Annotated in this window: 14 protein-coding genes; 4 read left to right on the plus strand and 10 right to left on the minus strand. The window is 63.8% G+C overall.

Annotation, left to right across the window (positions count from 1 at the left end; genetic code table 11):
- Window position 1: 1 nt before the first annotated feature.
- Both ACODS1_RS00100 and ACODS1_RS00105 read left to right on the plus strand, forming a co-directional pair.
- Window positions 2–544: a hydrolase gene (locus ACODS1_RS00100; RefSeq protein WP_489084038.1), complete on the plus strand. Its 543-nt coding sequence runs from the start codon at window positions 2–4 to the stop codon at window positions 542–544.
- A gap of 147 nt (window positions 545–691) precedes the next feature.
- Window positions 692–1,936 carry an SLC13 family permease gene (locus ACODS1_RS00105; protein ID WP_489084039.1) on the plus strand — a complete coding sequence of 415 codons (1,245 nt, stop codon included), beginning with the start codon at window positions 692–694 and terminating at the stop codon, window positions 1,934–1,936.
- A 162-nt stretch (window positions 1,937–2,098) separates the two neighbouring features.
- Here the strand turns inward: ACODS1_RS00105 and rlmF are convergent, their stop codons facing one another.
- The 8 genes from rlmF to ACODS1_RS00145 all read right to left on the minus strand — a co-directional run bounded on the left by rlmF (window position 2,099) and on the right by ACODS1_RS00145 (window position 12,573).
- Window positions 2,099–3,100, minus strand: coding sequence for a 23S rRNA (adenine(1618)-N(6))-methyltransferase RlmF (gene rlmF, locus ACODS1_RS00110; RefSeq protein ID WP_489084040.1), 1,002 nt, complete (start codon window positions 3,098–3,100; stop codon window positions 2,099–2,101).
- Window positions 3,101–3,219: 119 nt separating this feature from the next.
- Window positions 3,220–5,046 (minus strand): SLC13 family permease, encoded by a 1,827-nt coding sequence (locus ACODS1_RS00115; protein WP_489084041.1) that lies wholly within the window; start codon window positions 5,044–5,046, stop codon window positions 3,220–3,222.
- Window positions 5,047–5,078: 32 nt separating this feature from the next.
- Window positions 5,079–5,375 (minus strand): winged helix-turn-helix domain-containing protein, encoded by a 297-nt coding sequence (locus ACODS1_RS00120; protein WP_489084042.1) that lies wholly within the window; start codon window positions 5,373–5,375, stop codon window positions 5,079–5,081.
- 13 nt (window positions 5,376–5,388) lie between these two features.
- Window positions 5,389–6,768 (minus strand): sodium:proton antiporter NhaD, encoded by a 1,380-nt coding sequence (gene nhaD, locus ACODS1_RS00125; RefSeq protein ID WP_489084043.1) that lies wholly within the window; start codon window positions 6,766–6,768, stop codon window positions 5,389–5,391.
- 206 nt (window positions 6,769–6,974) lie between these two features.
- A complete protein-coding gene (locus ACODS1_RS00130; RefSeq protein ID WP_489084044.1) occupies window positions 6,975–9,806 on the minus strand; it encodes a valine--tRNA ligase in 2,832 nt (943 codons plus the stop codon).
- 247 nt (window positions 9,807–10,053) lie between these two features.
- The gene (locus ACODS1_RS00135; protein ID WP_489084045.1) at window positions 10,054–10,485 is read right to left on the minus strand and encodes a DNA polymerase III subunit chi; all 432 of its coding nucleotides are present in this window, start codon (window positions 10,483–10,485) and stop codon (window positions 10,054–10,056) included.
- Window positions 10,486–10,545: 60 nt separating this feature from the next.
- The gene (locus ACODS1_RS00140) at window positions 10,546–10,965 is read right to left on the minus strand and encodes a DNA polymerase III subunit chi (protein ID WP_489084046.1); all 420 of its coding nucleotides are present in this window, start codon (window positions 10,963–10,965) and stop codon (window positions 10,546–10,548) included.
- 120 nt (window positions 10,966–11,085) lie between these two features.
- Window positions 11,086–12,573, minus strand: a complete 1,488-nt coding sequence (locus ACODS1_RS00145; RefSeq protein WP_489084047.1) for a leucyl aminopeptidase — start codon at window positions 12,571–12,573, stop codon at window positions 11,086–11,088.
- 143 nt (window positions 12,574–12,716) lie between these two features.
- Here ACODS1_RS00145 and lptF point away from each other — a divergent pair, with 143 nt between their 5' ends.
- Both lptF and lptG read left to right on the plus strand, forming a co-directional pair.
- Window positions 12,717–13,835, plus strand: coding sequence for an LPS export ABC transporter permease LptF (lptF, locus tag ACODS1_RS00150; protein WP_322981138.1), 1,119 nt, complete (start codon window positions 12,717–12,719; stop codon window positions 13,833–13,835).
- Window positions 13,828–14,892, plus strand: coding sequence for an LPS export ABC transporter permease LptG (gene lptG / locus ACODS1_RS00155; protein ID WP_489084048.1), 1,065 nt, complete (start codon window positions 13,828–13,830; stop codon window positions 14,890–14,892). The genes lptF and lptG overlap by 8 nt, the downstream gene beginning before the upstream one ends.
- 58 nt (window positions 14,893–14,950) lie before the next feature.
- Here the strand turns inward: lptG and ACODS1_RS00160 are convergent, their stop codons facing one another.
- A complete protein-coding gene (locus ACODS1_RS00160; protein ID WP_322981136.1) occupies window positions 14,951–15,448 on the minus strand; it encodes an RDD family protein in 498 nt (165 codons plus the stop codon).
- A 100-nt stretch (window positions 15,449–15,548) separates the two neighbouring features.
- A complete protein-coding gene (locus ACODS1_RS00165; protein WP_159971059.1) occupies window positions 15,549–15,761 on the minus strand; it encodes a cold-shock protein in 213 nt (70 codons plus the stop codon).
- Between the last annotated feature and the right edge of the window lie 301 nt (window positions 15,762–16,062).

Here is a 16,062-nt window from a genome sequence, read left to right on the forward strand (position 1 = left end):
GATGCTGATGCGAGCGAAGGATTCCACCCTGCTGGTGATCGATCTGCAGGAGCGGCTGTTGCCGGCCATCGACGGCGGGGCGGCGGTGGTCGAACAGGCCGCCTGGCTGGTGCAGGTGGCGCAGCGCCTGCAGGTGCCGGTGATCGCCACCGAGCAGTATCCCAAGGGGCTGGGTTACACCGAACCGAGCCTGCACGAACTGCTGCCAGGTGACGGGCTGCGCGAGAAGATTCATTTCTCGGCAACTGCCGGGGCCGGGGTGTTCGATTTGCCTGGTGGTGAGCGCCAGCAGTTCGTGGTCTGCGGCACGGAAACCCATGTCTGCGTGCTGCAGACGGTCATGGGCCTGCTGGCAGCGGGGCGCGAGGTGTTCGTGGTGGACGAGGCCGTCGGTTCGCGCCGGCTGCGCGACAAGGCCCTGGGGCTGGCGCGCATGGAGCGTGCGGGGGCGGTGATCGTGTCGCGTGAGATGGTCGCCTTCGAGTGGTTGGAACAGGCGGGCACTGAGCTGTTTCGCGAGATCAGCAAGGGCTTCATTCGCTGAAGCGGTCGCGGCTGAAGCCCCTCCCACATTCCGGGCCTGGGAGTCCCATGTGGGAGGGGCTTTAGCCGCGACACGCGCACAAGCATTCCGCCACGCTCGATCTACGGCTAGAGTGCTGGCGCCTCTCCCATCCTTGGATGTGCCTGCATGACCTTCGCCTCCTGGCTGACCATCGGCCTGTTTACCTTCACCTATCTCGGCATGGCCGCTGGCGGATTGCGCGGGCTTCGCGTCGACCGTAGCTGGATCGCCTGCAGCGCTGCGGTGCTGTTGCTGGTCAGCGGTGCGCTGAGCATGGACGATGCCGCGCATCATCTCGACCCTGGTGCGCTGCTGCTGTTGCTGGCGTTGATGCTGATTTCCGCGCAGTTTGATTTTTCCGGGGTGTACGCCTTGCTCAATCGCTACCTGACCGAGCATGCCGAACGCCCGGCGGTACTGCTGGCCGGTGTGGTGCTTTTGGGCGGCTTTCTATCGGCGATTCTGGTCAACGATATCGTTGCCTTCGCCCTGACTCCGTTGCTGTGCCGCAGTCTGCATCAGCGTGGTCTGGAGCCTCGGCCCTTTCTGCTCGCGCTGGCGCTGTCGTGCAACGCCGGTTCGGCGGCCAGCCTGATCGGCAATCCGCAGAACATCCTCATCGGTCAGGCTGGTGGGCTGGATTTCTGGGGCTATGTCGCGGTGGCCGGGCCGCCCGCGCTGGCAGCCATGTCTATCGTCTATGCCGTGATCTGGCTGCAGTGGCGCCACCGCTGGGGCGAGCCACGGCCGCTGAAGGCCGGCGATACGCCGGTGGAGCATATCTACGGTGCGCGCAGTTACCTCAAGCCGCTGCTGGCCAGCCTGGCACTGCTGGCGCTGTTCGCCACGACGCTGCCGCGCGAGCTTTCCGCCTTGCTCATCGCGGTGATGGTGATGGTGTCGCGCCGCGTGGACAGCCGCGACTACGTGAACAAGGTGGACTGGAACCTGTTGCTGCTGTTCGTCGGGCTGTTTCTGGTCAGTGGCGCGGCGCTGCAGTTGCCGCAGCTGGCGCAAGGCGCGGCCTGGCTCGCCGAGCATGGTGTGCTGCCGCAGGGCGTCTGGTCATTGGCGGCGTCTTCGCTGGTGGCCGGCAACCTGATCGGCAACGTGCCCTTCGTGGTGCTGCTGCTCGGCTTGATGCCGGAGCTGCCGCATTCGGTGCTGATCGGCTTGGCGGTGATGTCCACGCTGGCTGGCAACCTGCTGCTGATCGGCAGCGTGGTCAACCTTATCGTTGCCGAAGCGGCGAAGCGCCAGGGCGTCAGCCTGGGCTTCGTCGACTATGCGCGCAGTGGCGTCCCGGTGACGCTGTTGAGCATGGCGGTCGCCGGACTCTGGCTGGGTCTAGGCGGCTGGGTGCCTTGGTAATGATGGCGTAGCGCGGTAGGGCGGACTCAGGAGCCTAGGCGAACAGTCCGCCGTTGGTGGTGGTTAATGGATCGTGGTGGCGTACTGCTGCGCGTATACGCCTTGCCTAACTTAAAGAGTCGCGGCTAAAGCCCCTCCCACAAATCAGCCTGCTGGATTGGCTCAACGCCAGTGGCTCTGGCGCCATGTGGCGCGCGCCTGTGCATCCTTGAACGTCCAGGCCACCAGGCGGCTCTGCTTCTGTCCCTGGGACATGCCGAGAATCCGTACCTCGGCCGTCCCCGCCTTGGCCAGCCAGCCTTGTAGCAGTTCGACGTTGCTGCCTTTCGACACCAGGCTGCTGAACCACAGTACCTGCTCTGCCGCTTGTGCGCTTTCGCTGGCCATGCGCTTGAGAAAGCCAGCCTCGCCGCCTGGGCACCAGAGTTCGGCGGCCTGGCCGCCGAAGTTCAGCACCGGCAACTTGCGCTTCGGGTCGAGCTTGCCGAGGTTGCGCCATTTGCGTGTGCTGCCGCTGCTGGCTTCGGCGGCACTGGTATGGAAGGGCGGGTTGCACAAGGTCAGGTCGAAGCGCTCGTCGCTGCGCAGCAGGCCGGTGAAGATCTGCTCGGCATTAGGCTGATGGCGCAGCTCGATGGCGCCGCTCAGTTTCGCGTTGGCGTCGACGATGGCACGTGCCGAGTCCAGCGCGGCGGCTGCGATATCGGCACCGAGAAAGTGCCAGCCGTATTCGCAGCGGCCGATCAGCGGGTAGATGCAGTTGGCGCCGACGCCGATATCCAGCGCGCGTACCCGTTCACCGCGTGGAATCTGCCCGGCGTTGTCGCTCGCCAGCAGGTCGGCAAGGTTGTGCAGGTAGTCGGCGCGGCCGGGAATCGGCGGGCACAGGTAACCCTCCGGGATATCCCAGTGCGCGATGCCGTAGTACTGACGCAGCAGCGCGCGGTTGAACACCTTGACCGCCGCCGGGTTGGCGAAGTCGATGCTCGGTTTGCCATAGGGATTGGTGATCACAAAGGCTCCCAGTTCGGGGCTGGCCTTGATCAGCGCGGGAAAGTCGTAGCGCCCCTTGTGGCGATTGCGTGGGTGCAGCTCGCCTTTGGCCGGTGCCGTCTTCACGGCGGCAGGGGCGGGCTTGCGGGGGCGCTTCGGTAGTTGCGGCATGGTGGTCATCTGGTCTGGCGGGCGCGGGATTTTCCCATAGTCGGGCTGGGTGCGCACTGCCAGCAACCAGCATGGGTGCAGGCGCGCGTTGTAGGGCGGGTGCAACCCGCCAAAGGCGCTCAGAGCGGAAAGAGCAGCGGCACCAGCGCCACGCTGACGATCATCACCAGCAGGGTGAAGGGCACGCCGACCCGCACGAAATCACCGAAGCGGTACTGACCCGGGCCGAGCACCAGGGTATTCACTGGCGAGGAGATCGGCGTCATGAACGCCGCCGAGGCGGCCAAGGCGACGGTCATGGCGAAGGGTAGCGGCGAAGCTCCCAGTGCCTGTGCAGTGGCAATGGCCACCGGCGCCATCAGCACTGCCGTGGCGGTGTTGGAAATGAACAGGCCGATCAGGGCGGTCAATGCGAACAGGCAGGCGAGGATCAGCCGTGGCCCGGCATCACCGAGGCCGCCGACCAGTCCCTGCACCGCCAGCTCGACGCCGCCGGTCTGCTGCAACGCCTGGGCGAAGGGCAGCATGCCGACGATGAGGATCAGCGTTGGCCAGTGGATGGCGCGGTAGGCGCTGTCCAGATCGATGCAGCGAAACGCGCCCAGCAGGAGGCAGGCGATCAGCGCCGCCTGCACGTTGGGCACCAGGCCACTGACCATCAGCCCCACCATCACCGCCAGGCTGAGCAGCGCGTAGGGCGCCTTGCGTGCGGCCGGAGCCACCTCAGCCACTTCTGCCGGCAGGCTGAGCACCAGAAAGTCGCGGCTCAGCCCCTGCAAACGGTGAATATCGCGCCAGGCACCGGCCACCAGCAGGGTGTCGGAGGCCTTGAGTTTTTCGTCCACCAGCACACCTTCCAGCGCCTGGCCCTGGCGGCGCAGGCCGACCACGTTGAGCTTGTGCCGCGAGCGAAAACCCAGCTCCTGGATGGTCTTGCCTGGCAGCTGCGACTCCGGCGGCAGCGCCACCTCGGCCAGGCCCAGTTCATGGGCGTGCAGGCTGAAATACGAATGCGGCAGCGGCATGGGTTCCAGGCCCAGCGCCTGGTAGCTGCCAAGCAGGCCGATGGTAGGGCTGGCGATATCCACCAGCAGCACGTCACCTGGCTCCAGCTGTGTGTTGCCGCTGGCCATCAGCAGCAAAGTACGCAGGCGCTGGCGGCGTTCGATGGCAATGACGTTGATGCCATGCTCGCGGCGCAGTTGCAGTTCGTTGAGTACCTGATTGGCCAGCGGCGAGTCGGCACGTACCTGCAGGCGCCGCTCGCGCTCGCTGAGGCGATAACGCTCGGCCAGGTCAGCCAGGGTCAGGCGTGGTGGTTCGGCGTTACCGGCATCGCCGCGCACCAGCCAGCGCCGCGCGATCAGCATGTAGCCGACGCCAAGCGCCAGAATGCTCAAACCGATGGGCGTGAAGGCGAAGAAGCCGAAACCATCCAGCCCGGCACGACGCAGTTCGGCATGCACCACCAGATTCGGCGGTGTGGCCACCAGGGTGAGCATGCCGCTGATCAACCCGGCGAAGGCCAGCGGCATCATCAGGCGCGCCGGGGCGATGCGCAGGCGCGCGGCGACGCCGAGCACCACAGGGATGAAGATCGCTACCACGCCGGTGGAACTCATCACCGAGCCCAGGCCGGCCACCGCCAGCATCAGCAGGATCAGCAGGCGCGTCTCGCTGCTGCCGGCCCTGGCCACCAGCCAGTCACCCAGGCGGTAGGCGATGCCGGTACGCACCAGGCCATCACCGATGATGAACAGCGCGGCGATCAGGATGACGTTGGCGTCGCTGAAGCCGGCCAGGGTCTGTTGCAGGTCGAGCACGCCGGTCAGTGGCAGGGCGACCAGCACCAGCAGGGCGACCACGTCCATGCGTGGCTTGCCGATGACGAAGAGGGTAACGGCGCCGGCCAGCAGACCGAGCACCCAGAACAGATCAGGATTCATCGCACTTCCCGGTAAACAGGGACGCGATTATCTCAGGGATAACCCAGCGTGGCCTTGATCTGCTGCAGGTTGGCTGCAATCCAGCGCTTGTCGAACGGCCCCCAGTCGCGGATGCGGTAGTGCCCGGCATTGTTGCGCTCGCCTTCGCCCTGCTCGAACTGGCAGTCGATATCCAGCTCCGCCAGGGCGGCGAGGGTGTCCTGCGCGGTGCGCCGTGGCATGCCGGTGGCTTCCATCAGCGCCGGCACGCTGCTGGCCTGGCCGCTGTCGATCAGCCAGGCCAGGTAGAGGCGGCGGTAGAAGCTGGTTTTGGTCTTGCTTACGTCCATGTCGTGCTCCCGGTTACAGGCTGGCGATCAGCATATAGGTGCCCGCGCCGGCCAGGTAGCCGAGCAGCGCCAGGCCGCTGATGCGCTTGAGGTACCAGAGGAAGTTGATCTTCTCCATGCCCATGGCCGCCACGCCGGCAGCCGAGCCGATGATCAGGCAGCTACCGCCGGTGCCGGCGCAGTAGGCGAGCATTTCCCAGAAATTGCCGTTGACCACGAAGTTGCTCAGCCAGGGCAGCTCGCTGGTGTTGGCAGCCAGGGTGAGTGCCTCGGGGCTGATCAGCGGATACATCTTCATCGCACCGGCGACCATCGGCACGTTGTCCACCACCGCCGAGAGCATGCCGATGGACAGGGCGATGCTATAGACGTTGCCCAGGCTGTCCTTGAGTAGGGTGGCGACCTGGATCAGGTGGCCGGCGCTGGACAGCGCGGAGACCGCCAGCAGGATGCCGAGGAAGAACAGCACGCTGGTGATGTCGATGCGGCGCAGTACGCCGACCACCGAGAGCGGATCCTTCTCTTCGCTGTTCTTGCTGCGGTGGATGATTTCGGTCACCACCCAGAGCACGCCGAGGCCGAAGAGAATGCCCATGTAAGGCGGCAGGTGGGTGATGGTCTTGAACACCGGCACGAAGATCAGCGCGCCGAGACCGAGGCCAAACACCAGATTACGTTCGAAGGGGCTGGTCGGATCGCGGCGGCTTTCGTCGCTCTCTCTCAAGCGTGGCGACTCGATCTCGCCGCGCAGGATGAAGCTCATGACGATCAGCGGGGCCACCAGGCAGACCAGGCTGGGCAGGAACAGCTTGACGACGATGCCGCTGGCGGTGACCTGACCACCGATCCACAGCATGGTGGTGGTCACGTCGCCAATCGGCGACCAGGCGCCGCCGGCATTGGCCGCGATCACCACGATACCGGCGTAGAACCAGCGTTCATGACGGTCGGCGATCAGCTTGCGCAGCAGCGAGATCATCACGATGGTGGTGGCCAGGTTGTCCAGCACCGAGGACAGGAAGAAGGTGATCAGGCCGACCAGCCACAGCAGATGCACGCGCTTGTGAGTGCGGATGCGGTCGGTGATGACCTTGAATCCCTCATGCGCATCGATCAGCTCGACGATGGTCATGGCGCCCATGAGGAAGAACAGAATCTCGGAGATCTCACCCAGGTGGTGGCGCAGTTCTTCGATGGCGTGATGGGTATTGGTACTCGAGCCCGCCGTGCCGGAGCCGATCATCGGCAGGATGGTGTCGGCGCCCATCACCAGCAATGTCCAGACGATGACGGCGGTGAGCAGCGCCGAGGCGGCCTTGTCGACTTTGAGTGGATGCTCCAGGGCAATACACAGGTAACCGAGGACGAACACGACTGCCATCAACGCATACATGGAGAATCCGCCTTTTATTTCTTATCGAGGGGCTGAGGTCGGTAGGCGGTGGAAGATGCCTGAAACAGCTTGTAAAAGGGAAGACCCTGATTGTCGCAACGGCGCTGCAAGCATGCTAAGTGGCGGTTCTGCCAAGGTTGGCCGATTAATCGCAGGCATAAAAAAGCCCGCCCCTTGCGAGGGCGGGCTTTCTTCACGCGTGGCGCTTAGAGCGCGGCGATCTTGCCGCGCTGCTCGACCATCTTGGCCAGGGCCTGTTCGGCCTCGGCCAGTTTGGTGCGCTCCTTCTCCAGCACTTCGGCTGGAGCCTTGGCGACGAAGCCTTCGTTGCTCAGCTTGCCACCGACGCGTTTGACCTCGCCGTCGAGGCGGGCGATTTCCTTGTCCAGGCGCGCCAGCTCGGCGTCCTTGTCGATCAGCCCAGCCATCGGCACCAGCACTTCCATCTCGCCGACCAGGGTGGTGGCGGACATCGGCGCTTCTTCACCGGCAGCCAGCACGCGCACGGATTCGAGCTTGGCCAGTTTGTTCAGCAGCGGCTCGAAGTCAGCCAGACGGCGTTGATCTTCCGCCGAAGCGTTGGCAACGATGATGTCGATACGCTTGGCCATGGAGATCTTCATCTCGCCACGGATCTGCCGTACGCCGAGCATCAGTTGCTTGACCCACTCGATGTCGCCTTCGGCGGCTGCGTCGATGCGGCTCTCGTTGGCCACCGGCCAGGGCTGCAGCATCAGGGTTTCACCTTGCACACCGGCCTGGCTCTTGATGCGCTGCCAGATTTCTTCGGTGATGAACGGCATGAACGGGTGAGCCAGGCGCAGGATCACTTCCAGCACGCGCACCAGGGTGCGGCGGGTGCCGCGCTGGCGCTCGAGCGGCGCGCTCTCGTCCCACAGTACCGGCTTGACCAGCTCCAGGTACCAGGCGCAGTACTGATCCCAGACGAATTCGTACAAGGCTTGAGTTGCCAGGTCGAAGCGGAAGGCGTCGAGCTGACGGGTGACCTCGGCTTCGGTGCGCTGCAGTTGGCTGATGATCCAGCGATCCACCGAGGACAGCTCGACTTCTTCACCGTTGACGCCAGTGTCCTGGCCATCGGTGTTCTCGATGACGAAGTTGGCGGCGTTCCACAGCTTGTTGCAGAAGTTGCGGTAACCCTCGACGCGGCCCATGTCGAACTTCACGTCGCGGCCGGTGGTGGCCAGCGAGCAGAAGGTGAAGCGCAGGGCGTCGGTGCCGTAGCTGGCGATGCCTTCGGGGAACTCGGCCTTGGTCTGCTTGGCGATCTTCTCGGCCAGCTTGGGCTGCATCATGCCGCTGGTGCGTTTTTCCAGCAGCTCGTCGAGGGTGATGCCGTCGACGATGTCCAGCGGGTCGAGCACGTTGCCCTTGGATTTGGACATCTTCTGCCCCTGGCCGTCACGCACCAGGCCGTGTACGTAGACGGTCTTGAACGGAATCTGCCCGGTCAGGTGGGTCGACAGCATGATCATCCGGGCGACCCAGAAGAAGATGATGTCGAAGCCGGTGACCAGCACGTCGGTCGGGTGGAAGGTCTTGAGGAAGTCGGTCTGCTGCGGCCAGCCGAGGGTGGAGAACGTCCACAGGCCGGAACTGAACCAGGTGTCCAGCACGTCTTCGTCCTGACGCAGGGCGGCATCGCCGAGGTTGTGCTTGGCGCGTACTTCCGCTTCGTCGCGACCGACGTAGACATTGCCCACTTCGTCGTACCAGGCCGGAATGCGGTGGCCCCACCACAGCTGACGGCTGATGCACCAGTCCTGAATGTCACGCATCCAGCTGAAGTACATGTTCTCGTACTGCTTGGGCACGAACTGGATTTCGCCACTCTCGACCACGGCGATGGCTTTCTCGGCCAGCGGCTTGGTGGAGACGTACCACTGGTCGGTCAGCCACGGCTCGATGACGGTGCCGGAACGGTCGCCCTTCGGTACTTTCAGCGCGTGATCTTCGATCTTTTCCAGCAGACCGGCGGCCTCGAAGGCGGCGGCGATCTGCTTGCGCGCTTCGAAGCGATCCAGGCCGGCGAACTGTGCCGGAATGCTGGCTTCGACCTGCTCGTTGACGCTGCCATCGAGGTTGAACACCTGAGCCTGAGCCAGCACGGCGGCGTTCTTGTCGAAGATGTTGATCAGCGGCAGGTTGTGGCGCTTGCCCACTTCATAGTCGTTGAAGTCGTGCGCCGGGGTGATCTTCACGCAGCCGGTGCCGAACTCGGGGTCGCAGTAATCATCGGCGATGATCGGGATGCGGCGGCCCAGCAGCGGCAGCTCGACGTAACTGCCGATCAGCGCCTTGTAGCGCTCGTCTTCCGGGTGCACGGCCACGGCGGAGTCGCCGAGCATGGTTTCCGGGCGGGTGGTGGCGACGATCAGGTAATCCCTGCCTTCGGCAGTCTTCTTGCCGTCGGCCAGCGGGTAGCGCAGGTTCCACAGCGAGCCTTTCTCGTCGTGGTTTTCCACTTCCAGGTCGGAGATGGCGGTGTGGAACTTGGTGTCCCAGTTGACCAGGCGCTTGCCGCGGTAGATCAGGCCGTCTTCATGCAGACGGACGAAGGCTTCCTTGACCGCTTCGGACAGGCCGTCGTCCATGGTGAAGCGCTCGCGCGACCAGTCCACCGACGAACCCAAACGGCGGATCTGCCGGGTGATGGTGCCGCCGGACTGGTTCTTCCACTCCCAGACCTTCTCCAGGAATTTCTCGCGGCCCAGGTCGTGACGACCGATGCCCTGGGCGGCGAGCTGGCGCTCCACCACCATCTGCGTGGCGATACCAGCGTGGTCGGTGCCCGGCTGCCACAGGGTGTTGCGGCCCTGCATGCGGCGGAAGCGGATCAGCGCATCCATGATGGCGTTGTTAAAGCCGTGACCCATGTGCAGGCTGCCGGTGACGTTCGGCGGCGGGATCATGATGGTGTACGGCTCACCGCTACCTTGGGGGGCAAAGTAGTTGTTCTGCTCCCAGTTCTGGTACCAGTTGGATTCGATGGCGTGCGGCTGGTAGGTCTTGTCCATGCGCGGCGGGACCCTTGTGACGGCTGATCGGAAAAGCCGGCAAGTATACCGCTTCTCGGTGCCAAGCCATAAGCCTCGGCTGTAGGGCGGGTGCAACCCGCCATTTAAGGCGTCGCAGCAGGCTGGCTGGCCAATGAGCCGCCCTGCCTCGGGGCGTAGTTTTTGATTTTTGCTGCCAATCACTCGCCCCGGGTGGGGCACCCACAGGAGTAGGGCGGGTGCAACCCGCCAGGCCAATGCTGGCGGCTCAGGGCTTGCGCGGTGGCAGCAGGCGCGGCAGGCGGGCTTCTAGACGGCGCTTGAGTTCGGCTTCGATCTGCGGCACGAAGTCGTCGATCACGTCCTGCAGGATCAGTTGCGCAGCGGCACGCAGCTCGCCGTTGAGGTGCTGCAAGTCACGCGCGCTGTCGTGCAGGCGCGGCTCGATGCGCTCGCGCAGTGGGCTTGGGGCCGTGGCAGGCTGCGGCGCGGTGTTCGGCTTGGCCATTGGCGACTCGTGGAACGGCGGCGGCGGGCCGGGTGGCGCGCTGACGATATCCGAGAGCACGGGGATGCTGTCTGGATCGAGCGAGTCGATCAGCAGTGGTAGCTCGCCGCTGTTGTCGCCCAGCAGTTCGCGAATCGACTCCAGGTCGTGCAGCAGGTGAGCAGGTTTTTGCGGTGGCTTTGGGGTGTCCATGACGATCGGCGCAGCAGGAAAAAGGGCAGGGAAGACCTGTGTTGTGAGCGCAGGCGGAGACTAAAGTTCGACGCGCTTGGGATCATACCCGCGCTGGCGATAGGCGCGGAAATTCTCACGACAGGCGCTCAGCAGTTCGGGCTGCTGGTTGACGATCTCGATGATGCGGGCGAAGCGCTCGACGTGCGGCGACAGGCTGCTGCCGAGGTTGATCAAGACGCCGTGCTCGGTACTCGGCACTTCGTCGATACCCAGCACCACGGGCGACAGTGGTGCGTCGCGGTGCAGATCATGGGGGACGAAACGTTCGGCCTTGAAGCGCCAGAGCATCTCGTCGAGTTCGCCGCACTGCGCCTCGTCGCTGCCGCGCACGAACACCGGCAAGCCGGCGCTCCAGGCTTTCAGCGCCAACTGACAGGCCGCGCGCAGGCGACCTTCGGCATCGCTGGAGGAGAGGACGTAGAACTCGATTCTGGGCATTCGGTTTTCAACGGTTGGAAGGTAATGGGCTGGAGGTCGTAGGCGCGGCTTCATCCGCGATTGCATCGCGAATGATCGCGGCTGAAGCCGCTCCTACACGGGCATGGCCCGGTTGCAGCATCAGACCTTGGCGCGATCCAGCAGGTACTGGGTCAGCATCGGTACCGGTCGGCCGGTACCGCCCTTGTCCTTGCCGCCGCTGATCCACGCGGTGCCAGCGATGTCCAGGTGCGCCCAGTGGAAGTTCTTGGCGAAGCGCGACAGGAAGCAACCGGCGGTAATGGTGCCGGCCTTCGGCCCGCCGATGTTGGCGATGTCGGCGAACGGGCTGTCCAACTGCTCCTGGTACTCGTCGTACAGCGGCAGTTGCCAGGCGCGGTCGTCGGCGCTTTCGCCTGCCTTGAGGATCTGCTTGATCAGCGCGTCGTTGTTGCCCATCAGGCCGGAAACATTGCTGCCCAGGGCGACGATGCAGGCGCCGGTGAGGGTGGCGATGTCGATCACCGCCTGCGGCTTGAAGCGCTCGGCGTAGGTCAGGGTGTCGCACAGCACCAGACGGCCTTCGGCGTCGGTGTTGAGGATCTCCACGGTCTGCCCACTCATGGTGGTGACGATGTCACCTGGGCGAGTGGCGCGGCCGCTGGGCATGTTCTCGGCGCAGGCCAGCAGACAAACCAGGTTGATCGGCAGTTGCAGCTCGAGCACGGCCTTGAGCGTGCCGAACACGCTGGCGGCGCCGCACATGTCGTACTTCATCTCGTCCATGCCGGCAGCCGGTTTGATGCTGATGCCGCCAGTGTCGAAGGTGATGCCCTTGCCGACCAGGGCGAAGGGTTTCTCATCCTTCTTGCCGCCCTGGTAGTGCATGACGATCATCCGCGGCGGCTGCTCGCTACCCTGGGCCACGGCGAGGAAGGCGCCGGCACCCAGTTCCTTGAGTTTCTTCTCGTCGAGGATTTCCACCTTGAGGTTCTTGTGCGCCTTGCCCAGCGCCTTGGCTTCTTCAGCCAGGTAGCTGGGGTGGCAGAGGTTCGGCGGCAGGTTGCCGAGATCCTTGGTGAAAGCCACGCCGCTGGCGATGGCAAGAGCATGGTGCAGGGCACGCTCGGCATCGGCCTGCTCGGCCTTGTCGACGGCCAGGGTGATTTTCTTCAGTGCGCGCGGGTCGCTCTTCTTGCTCTTGAACTGCTCGAACAGGTAACTGCCATCGGCCAGGGTTTCGGCGATCAGGCGGGTCTTGCCATAGGCGTCGCGGCCCTTGACCTTGAGTTCGCTCAGGGCGAGCAGGGCATCTCTGCCGCCCAGACCCTTGAGTACAGCGTGCACGCTGGCAACCAATTTGCGCAGTTGGCGGTCGGATAGATCGCCCTTGCCGCAGCCCACCAGCAGCACGCGCTCGGCCTTGAGGCCTGGCAGGCTGTGCAGCAGCAGGGTCTGGCCCGGTTTGCCGGCGAGGTCGCCGCGCTTGAGTACGGCGCTCAGTGCGCCGCCGCTGGCCTGGTCGACCGCCTTGGCGGCGTCACCGAGCTTGCGGCCTTCGCCGATGGTGACGACCAGGGTTGCGGTCTTCAGGGTTTCCGGGCGGGTGCTTTTGACGAGGATTTCCATAATGAGCTGTCCCCAAGACAAAGAGTCGGGTTTGACGGATAATGGCCGCCATTTTTCGAGGGCCTACCTTGTGGTGGGCCGGCAAGTAGGTGCGGCTAGTTTGAGCGCTCGCGCCTGAGCCTGACAACCCTGGAGCGTCCGGTTTGATCGTCTTCCGTTATCTGTCCCGTGAAGTGTTGGTGACCCTCAGTGCGGTAAGTGCCGTGCTGCTGGTGATCATCATGAGCGGTCGTTTCATCAAGTACCTGGCCCAGGCGGCGCAGGGCGTGCTCGACCCGAGCGTGCTGTTTTTGATCATGGGTTACCGGATTCCCGGTTTCCTGCAGTTGATCCTGCCGTTGGGGCTGTTTCTCGGCTTTCTGCTGGCTTACGGGCGCATGTATCTCGACAGTGAGATGACCGTGCTGTCGGCCACTGGCGTCAGTCAGCAGCGCTTGACGGCCTACAGCATGGCGCCTGCACTGGTCGTAGCGCTGCTGGTTGGCTGGCTGAGCATGGGCCTGGCGCCGCAAGGCGTCGCCGGTGTGGCGCGTATTCTCAGTGAGCAGGATGCCCTGACCGAACTCGATACCTTGGTGCCCGGGCGCTTCCAGTCGCTACGTGATGGTTCGCGCGTGACCTATTCGCAGGAGCTGTCGCCGGATCGCACCGAATTGCGCGGCGTGTTCATGTCGGAGAAGCGCTTCGCTGCCGACGGCCGTTCCGAGCGTGGTATTACCGTGCTGGTCGCTGATAGCGGTCGCCAGGAAATTCGCCCGGACGGCAGCCGTTACCTGATTCTGGAGAACGGCTATCGCTACGACGGTGAGCCGGGCGAGGCCGATTACCGCGCCATCCGTTACGACACCTATGGCGTGCTGCTGCCCAAGCCGGAAGTGGCCATCGAGGCCAACGAGCGCGAGGCGATCCCGACCCGCGACCTGTTCGGCAACGACGATCCGGTGATGCAGGCCGAGCTGCAATGGCGCCTGTCGTTGCCGCTGCTGGTATTCGTGGTCACGCTGCTGGCCGTGCCGTTGTCCAAGGTCAATCCGCGCCAGGGCCGCTTCCTCAAGCTGCTGCCGGCGATCTTCCTCTACATGGCCTATCTGGGCTTGCTGATCGCCGCTCGTGGTGCGCTCGACAAGGGCAAGCTGCCGCCAGCGCTGGGCTTGTGGTGGGTGCACCTGATCTTCCTGGCCATCGGCCTGGTGCTGCTTTACTGGGAACGTTTGAGCCTGTGGTGGGCCAGCCGTCGCGTGTCGGAGGTGGCCCATGGCTAAGTTGGATCGTTATATCGGCGCTCAGGTATTCATCGCCATTCTGGCAGTGCTGGGCATCATTCTTGGGCTCGCGCTGCTGTTCGCCTTCATCGATGAGTTGGGGGATCTGAACAAGGGTGATTACGGTCTGCCTCAGGCGCTGTGGTACGTCTTTCTGACCGCGCCGCGCCGCGCCTACGAGATGCTGCCGATGGCGGCACTGATCGGCTGCCTGATCGGTCTCGGCTCGCTGGCCAGTAACAGCGAATTGACCGTCATGCGTGCGGCCGGTGTGTCCATCGGGCGTATCGTCTGGGCCGTGATGAAACCCATGCTGGCTTTGCTGCTGGTCGGCATTCTGATCGGTGAGTACGTGGCACCCTGGAGCGAGAGCCAGGCGCAGACCAGTCGTGCCATTGCCCAGGGCGGCGCCGAGGCGCAAAGCTCCAAGCGCGGCATGTGGCATCGTCAGGGTCAGGAATACGTGCATATCAACGTGGTGCGCGCCGACGGCGTGCTGCTCGGTGTGACGCGTTATCGCTTCGACGACGAGCGCCGCCTGCAGTCCGCCAGTTTTGCCCGGCGTGCCGAGTACAACGATGGGCACTGGTTGCTGCGCGATGTGGCAACCACGCATCTGTATGCCGACCATTCCGAGGTCAGCAAGCAGGACGAAGAGGCCTGGGACATCGAGCTCAATCCGCAGCTGCTGGGTACCGTGGTGATGGAGCCGGAAACCCTGTCGGTCACCGGGCTGTGGCAATACATCCACTATCTGGCGGATCAGGGCCTGAACAATGCCCGTTACTGGCTGGCGTTCTGGAGCAAGGTATTGCAGCCGCTGGTCACGGCCGCGCTGGTGCTGATGGCGATTTCGTTCATCTTCGGCCCGCTGCGTTCGGTGACCCTGGGGCAGCGCGTGTTCACCGGTGTGCTGGTGGGCTTCGTCTTCCGCATTGCCCAGGATCTGCTGGGGCCTTCCAGCCTGGTGTTCGGCTTCTCGCCTCTGCTGGCGGTGCTGGTGCCGGCAGGTATCTGTGCCTTGGCTGGCGTCTGGTTGTTGCGACGAGCCGGATGATTCGGATGAGCATGAAAAAGCCGGTTCACTGAACCGGCTTTTTCATTTCGGCGATGCGCTATTTCTTGTGCACGTTCTTGGGCAGTTGCACCACTCGGCTGTTCGAGTAGGCGTCGTGCCAGGTGCGGCCCTGCTTGTCCCACAACATCCACAGGAAGCCCAGTCCGGCGAACAGCCAGGAGCCGATGGCGACCACGAAGCGCAGCAGTGCCTGCCACAGGTCGATGGCCGTGCCGTCGGCGTTCTGGATGCGCAGCCCCCAGGCTTGCATGCCGAGCGTCTGGCCATTGTGGGTCCAGAATTTGGCGAAGAAGCCGAACAGGCTCAGAAGGGCGAGGCTGGCCAGCAGTGGATCGCGATCGAGGGCGCCCGCCTGGGACATCGCCATCAGCTGTTCGCTGCCGTAGATCAGGCGCAACAGGCCCTGTTGGTAGATCAGCGTGACCACCATCACCAGAGCGACGCACAGAAGGAAATCGTAGAAGATGGCAGCCAGTCGGCGGATCAGACCGGCAGTGGGGAAGTCGCCCTGTGGGCGTAGCTGGTGACTCGGCATGATGAGCTCGCTGTAATGTTCAAGCGCATCATTCTAACCGCGACAGCGGCGAGGAAATAAAAAACCCCTGATGTTGCCATCAGGGGTTTCTAAGGAAGTCTTAGCTGACTACCTGAACCTTGTCAGCCTGCATGCCTTTCTGGCCTTGCACGGCTTCAAAGCTGACCTTCTGGCCTTCTTTCAGGCTCTTGAAGCCGTTACCTTCGATAGCGCGGAAGTGCACGAACAGATCCGGACCGCTTTCGGGGGTGATGAAGCCGAAGCCCTTCTCGTCGTTGAACCACTTGACGGTGCCGGTTTGACGATTCGACATGTCTTTTTCCTTGAAACTAGTAGTTGATGACAGCCTCCAGCGAAATCGCACGGAGGACTGAGACTGGTTGCAAGGAGTAATAGAAGTCGAGCGGGATGTAGCGGATCTGACGATCTGCCGCACCTGAGTCACGATTCACAGCGACCCATGCAAACAGTTCAGTCACTCTACGCTAACTTTTGCGCGATTGCCAACCCCCTGTCAGCGCTGCTGCGCCAGGGGTCTGAGTGGGGTCGACGAGCCTTGTCGAGACGTTGCAGAAAAGCTTTGACGCTGGCTCATTGCGAGCCGCGAGAAGGTG

Source organism: Pseudomonas sp. FG29 (assembly GCF_057809355.1).

Coding starts and splice junctions, on each gene's coding strand:
- ACODS1_RS00130 (WP_489084044.1), bottom strand. CDS start 9,806: ATGGACAAGACCTACCAGCCGCACGCCATCGAATCCAACTGGTACCAG.
- ACODS1_RS00165 (WP_159971059.1), bottom strand. CDS start 15,761: ATGTCGAATCGTCAAACCGGCACCGTCAAGTGGTTCAACGACGAGAAG.
- ACODS1_RS00105 (WP_489084039.1), top strand. CDS start 692: ATGACCTTCGCCTCCTGGCTGACCATCGGCCTGTTTACCTTCACCTAT.
- ACODS1_RS00135 (WP_489084045.1), bottom strand. CDS start 10,485: ATGGACACCCCAAAGCCACCGCAAAAACCTGCTCACCTGCTGCACGAC.
- ACODS1_RS00160 (WP_322981136.1), bottom strand. CDS start 15,448: ATGCCGAGTCACCAGCTACGCCCACAGGGCGACTTCCCCACTGCCGGT.
- rlmF (WP_489084040.1), bottom strand. CDS start 3,100: ATGCCGCAACTACCGAAGCGCCCCCGCAAGCCCGCCCCTGCCGCCGTG.
- ACODS1_RS00140 (WP_489084046.1), bottom strand. CDS start 10,965: ATGCCCAGAATCGAGTTCTACGTCCTCTCCTCCAGCGATGCCGAAGGT.
- ACODS1_RS00115 (WP_489084041.1), bottom strand. CDS start 5,046: ATGAATCCTGATCTGTTCTGGGTGCTCGGTCTGCTGGCCGGCGCCGTT.
- ACODS1_RS00120 (WP_489084042.1), bottom strand. CDS start 5,375: ATGGACGTAAGCAAGACCAAAACCAGCTTCTACCGCCGCCTCTACCTG.
- ACODS1_RS00145 (WP_489084047.1), bottom strand. CDS start 12,573: ATGGAAATCCTCGTCAAAAGCACCCGCCCGGAAACCCTGAAGACCGCA.
- lptG (WP_489084048.1), top strand. CDS start 13,828: ATGGCTAAGTTGGATCGTTATATCGGCGCTCAGGTATTCATCGCCATT.
- ACODS1_RS00100 (WP_489084038.1), top strand. CDS start 2: ATGCTGATGCGAGCGAAGGATTCCACCCTGCTGGTGATCGATCTGCAG.
- nhaD (WP_489084043.1), bottom strand. CDS start 6,768: ATGTATGCGTTGATGGCAGTCGTGTTCGTCCTCGGTTACCTGTGTATT.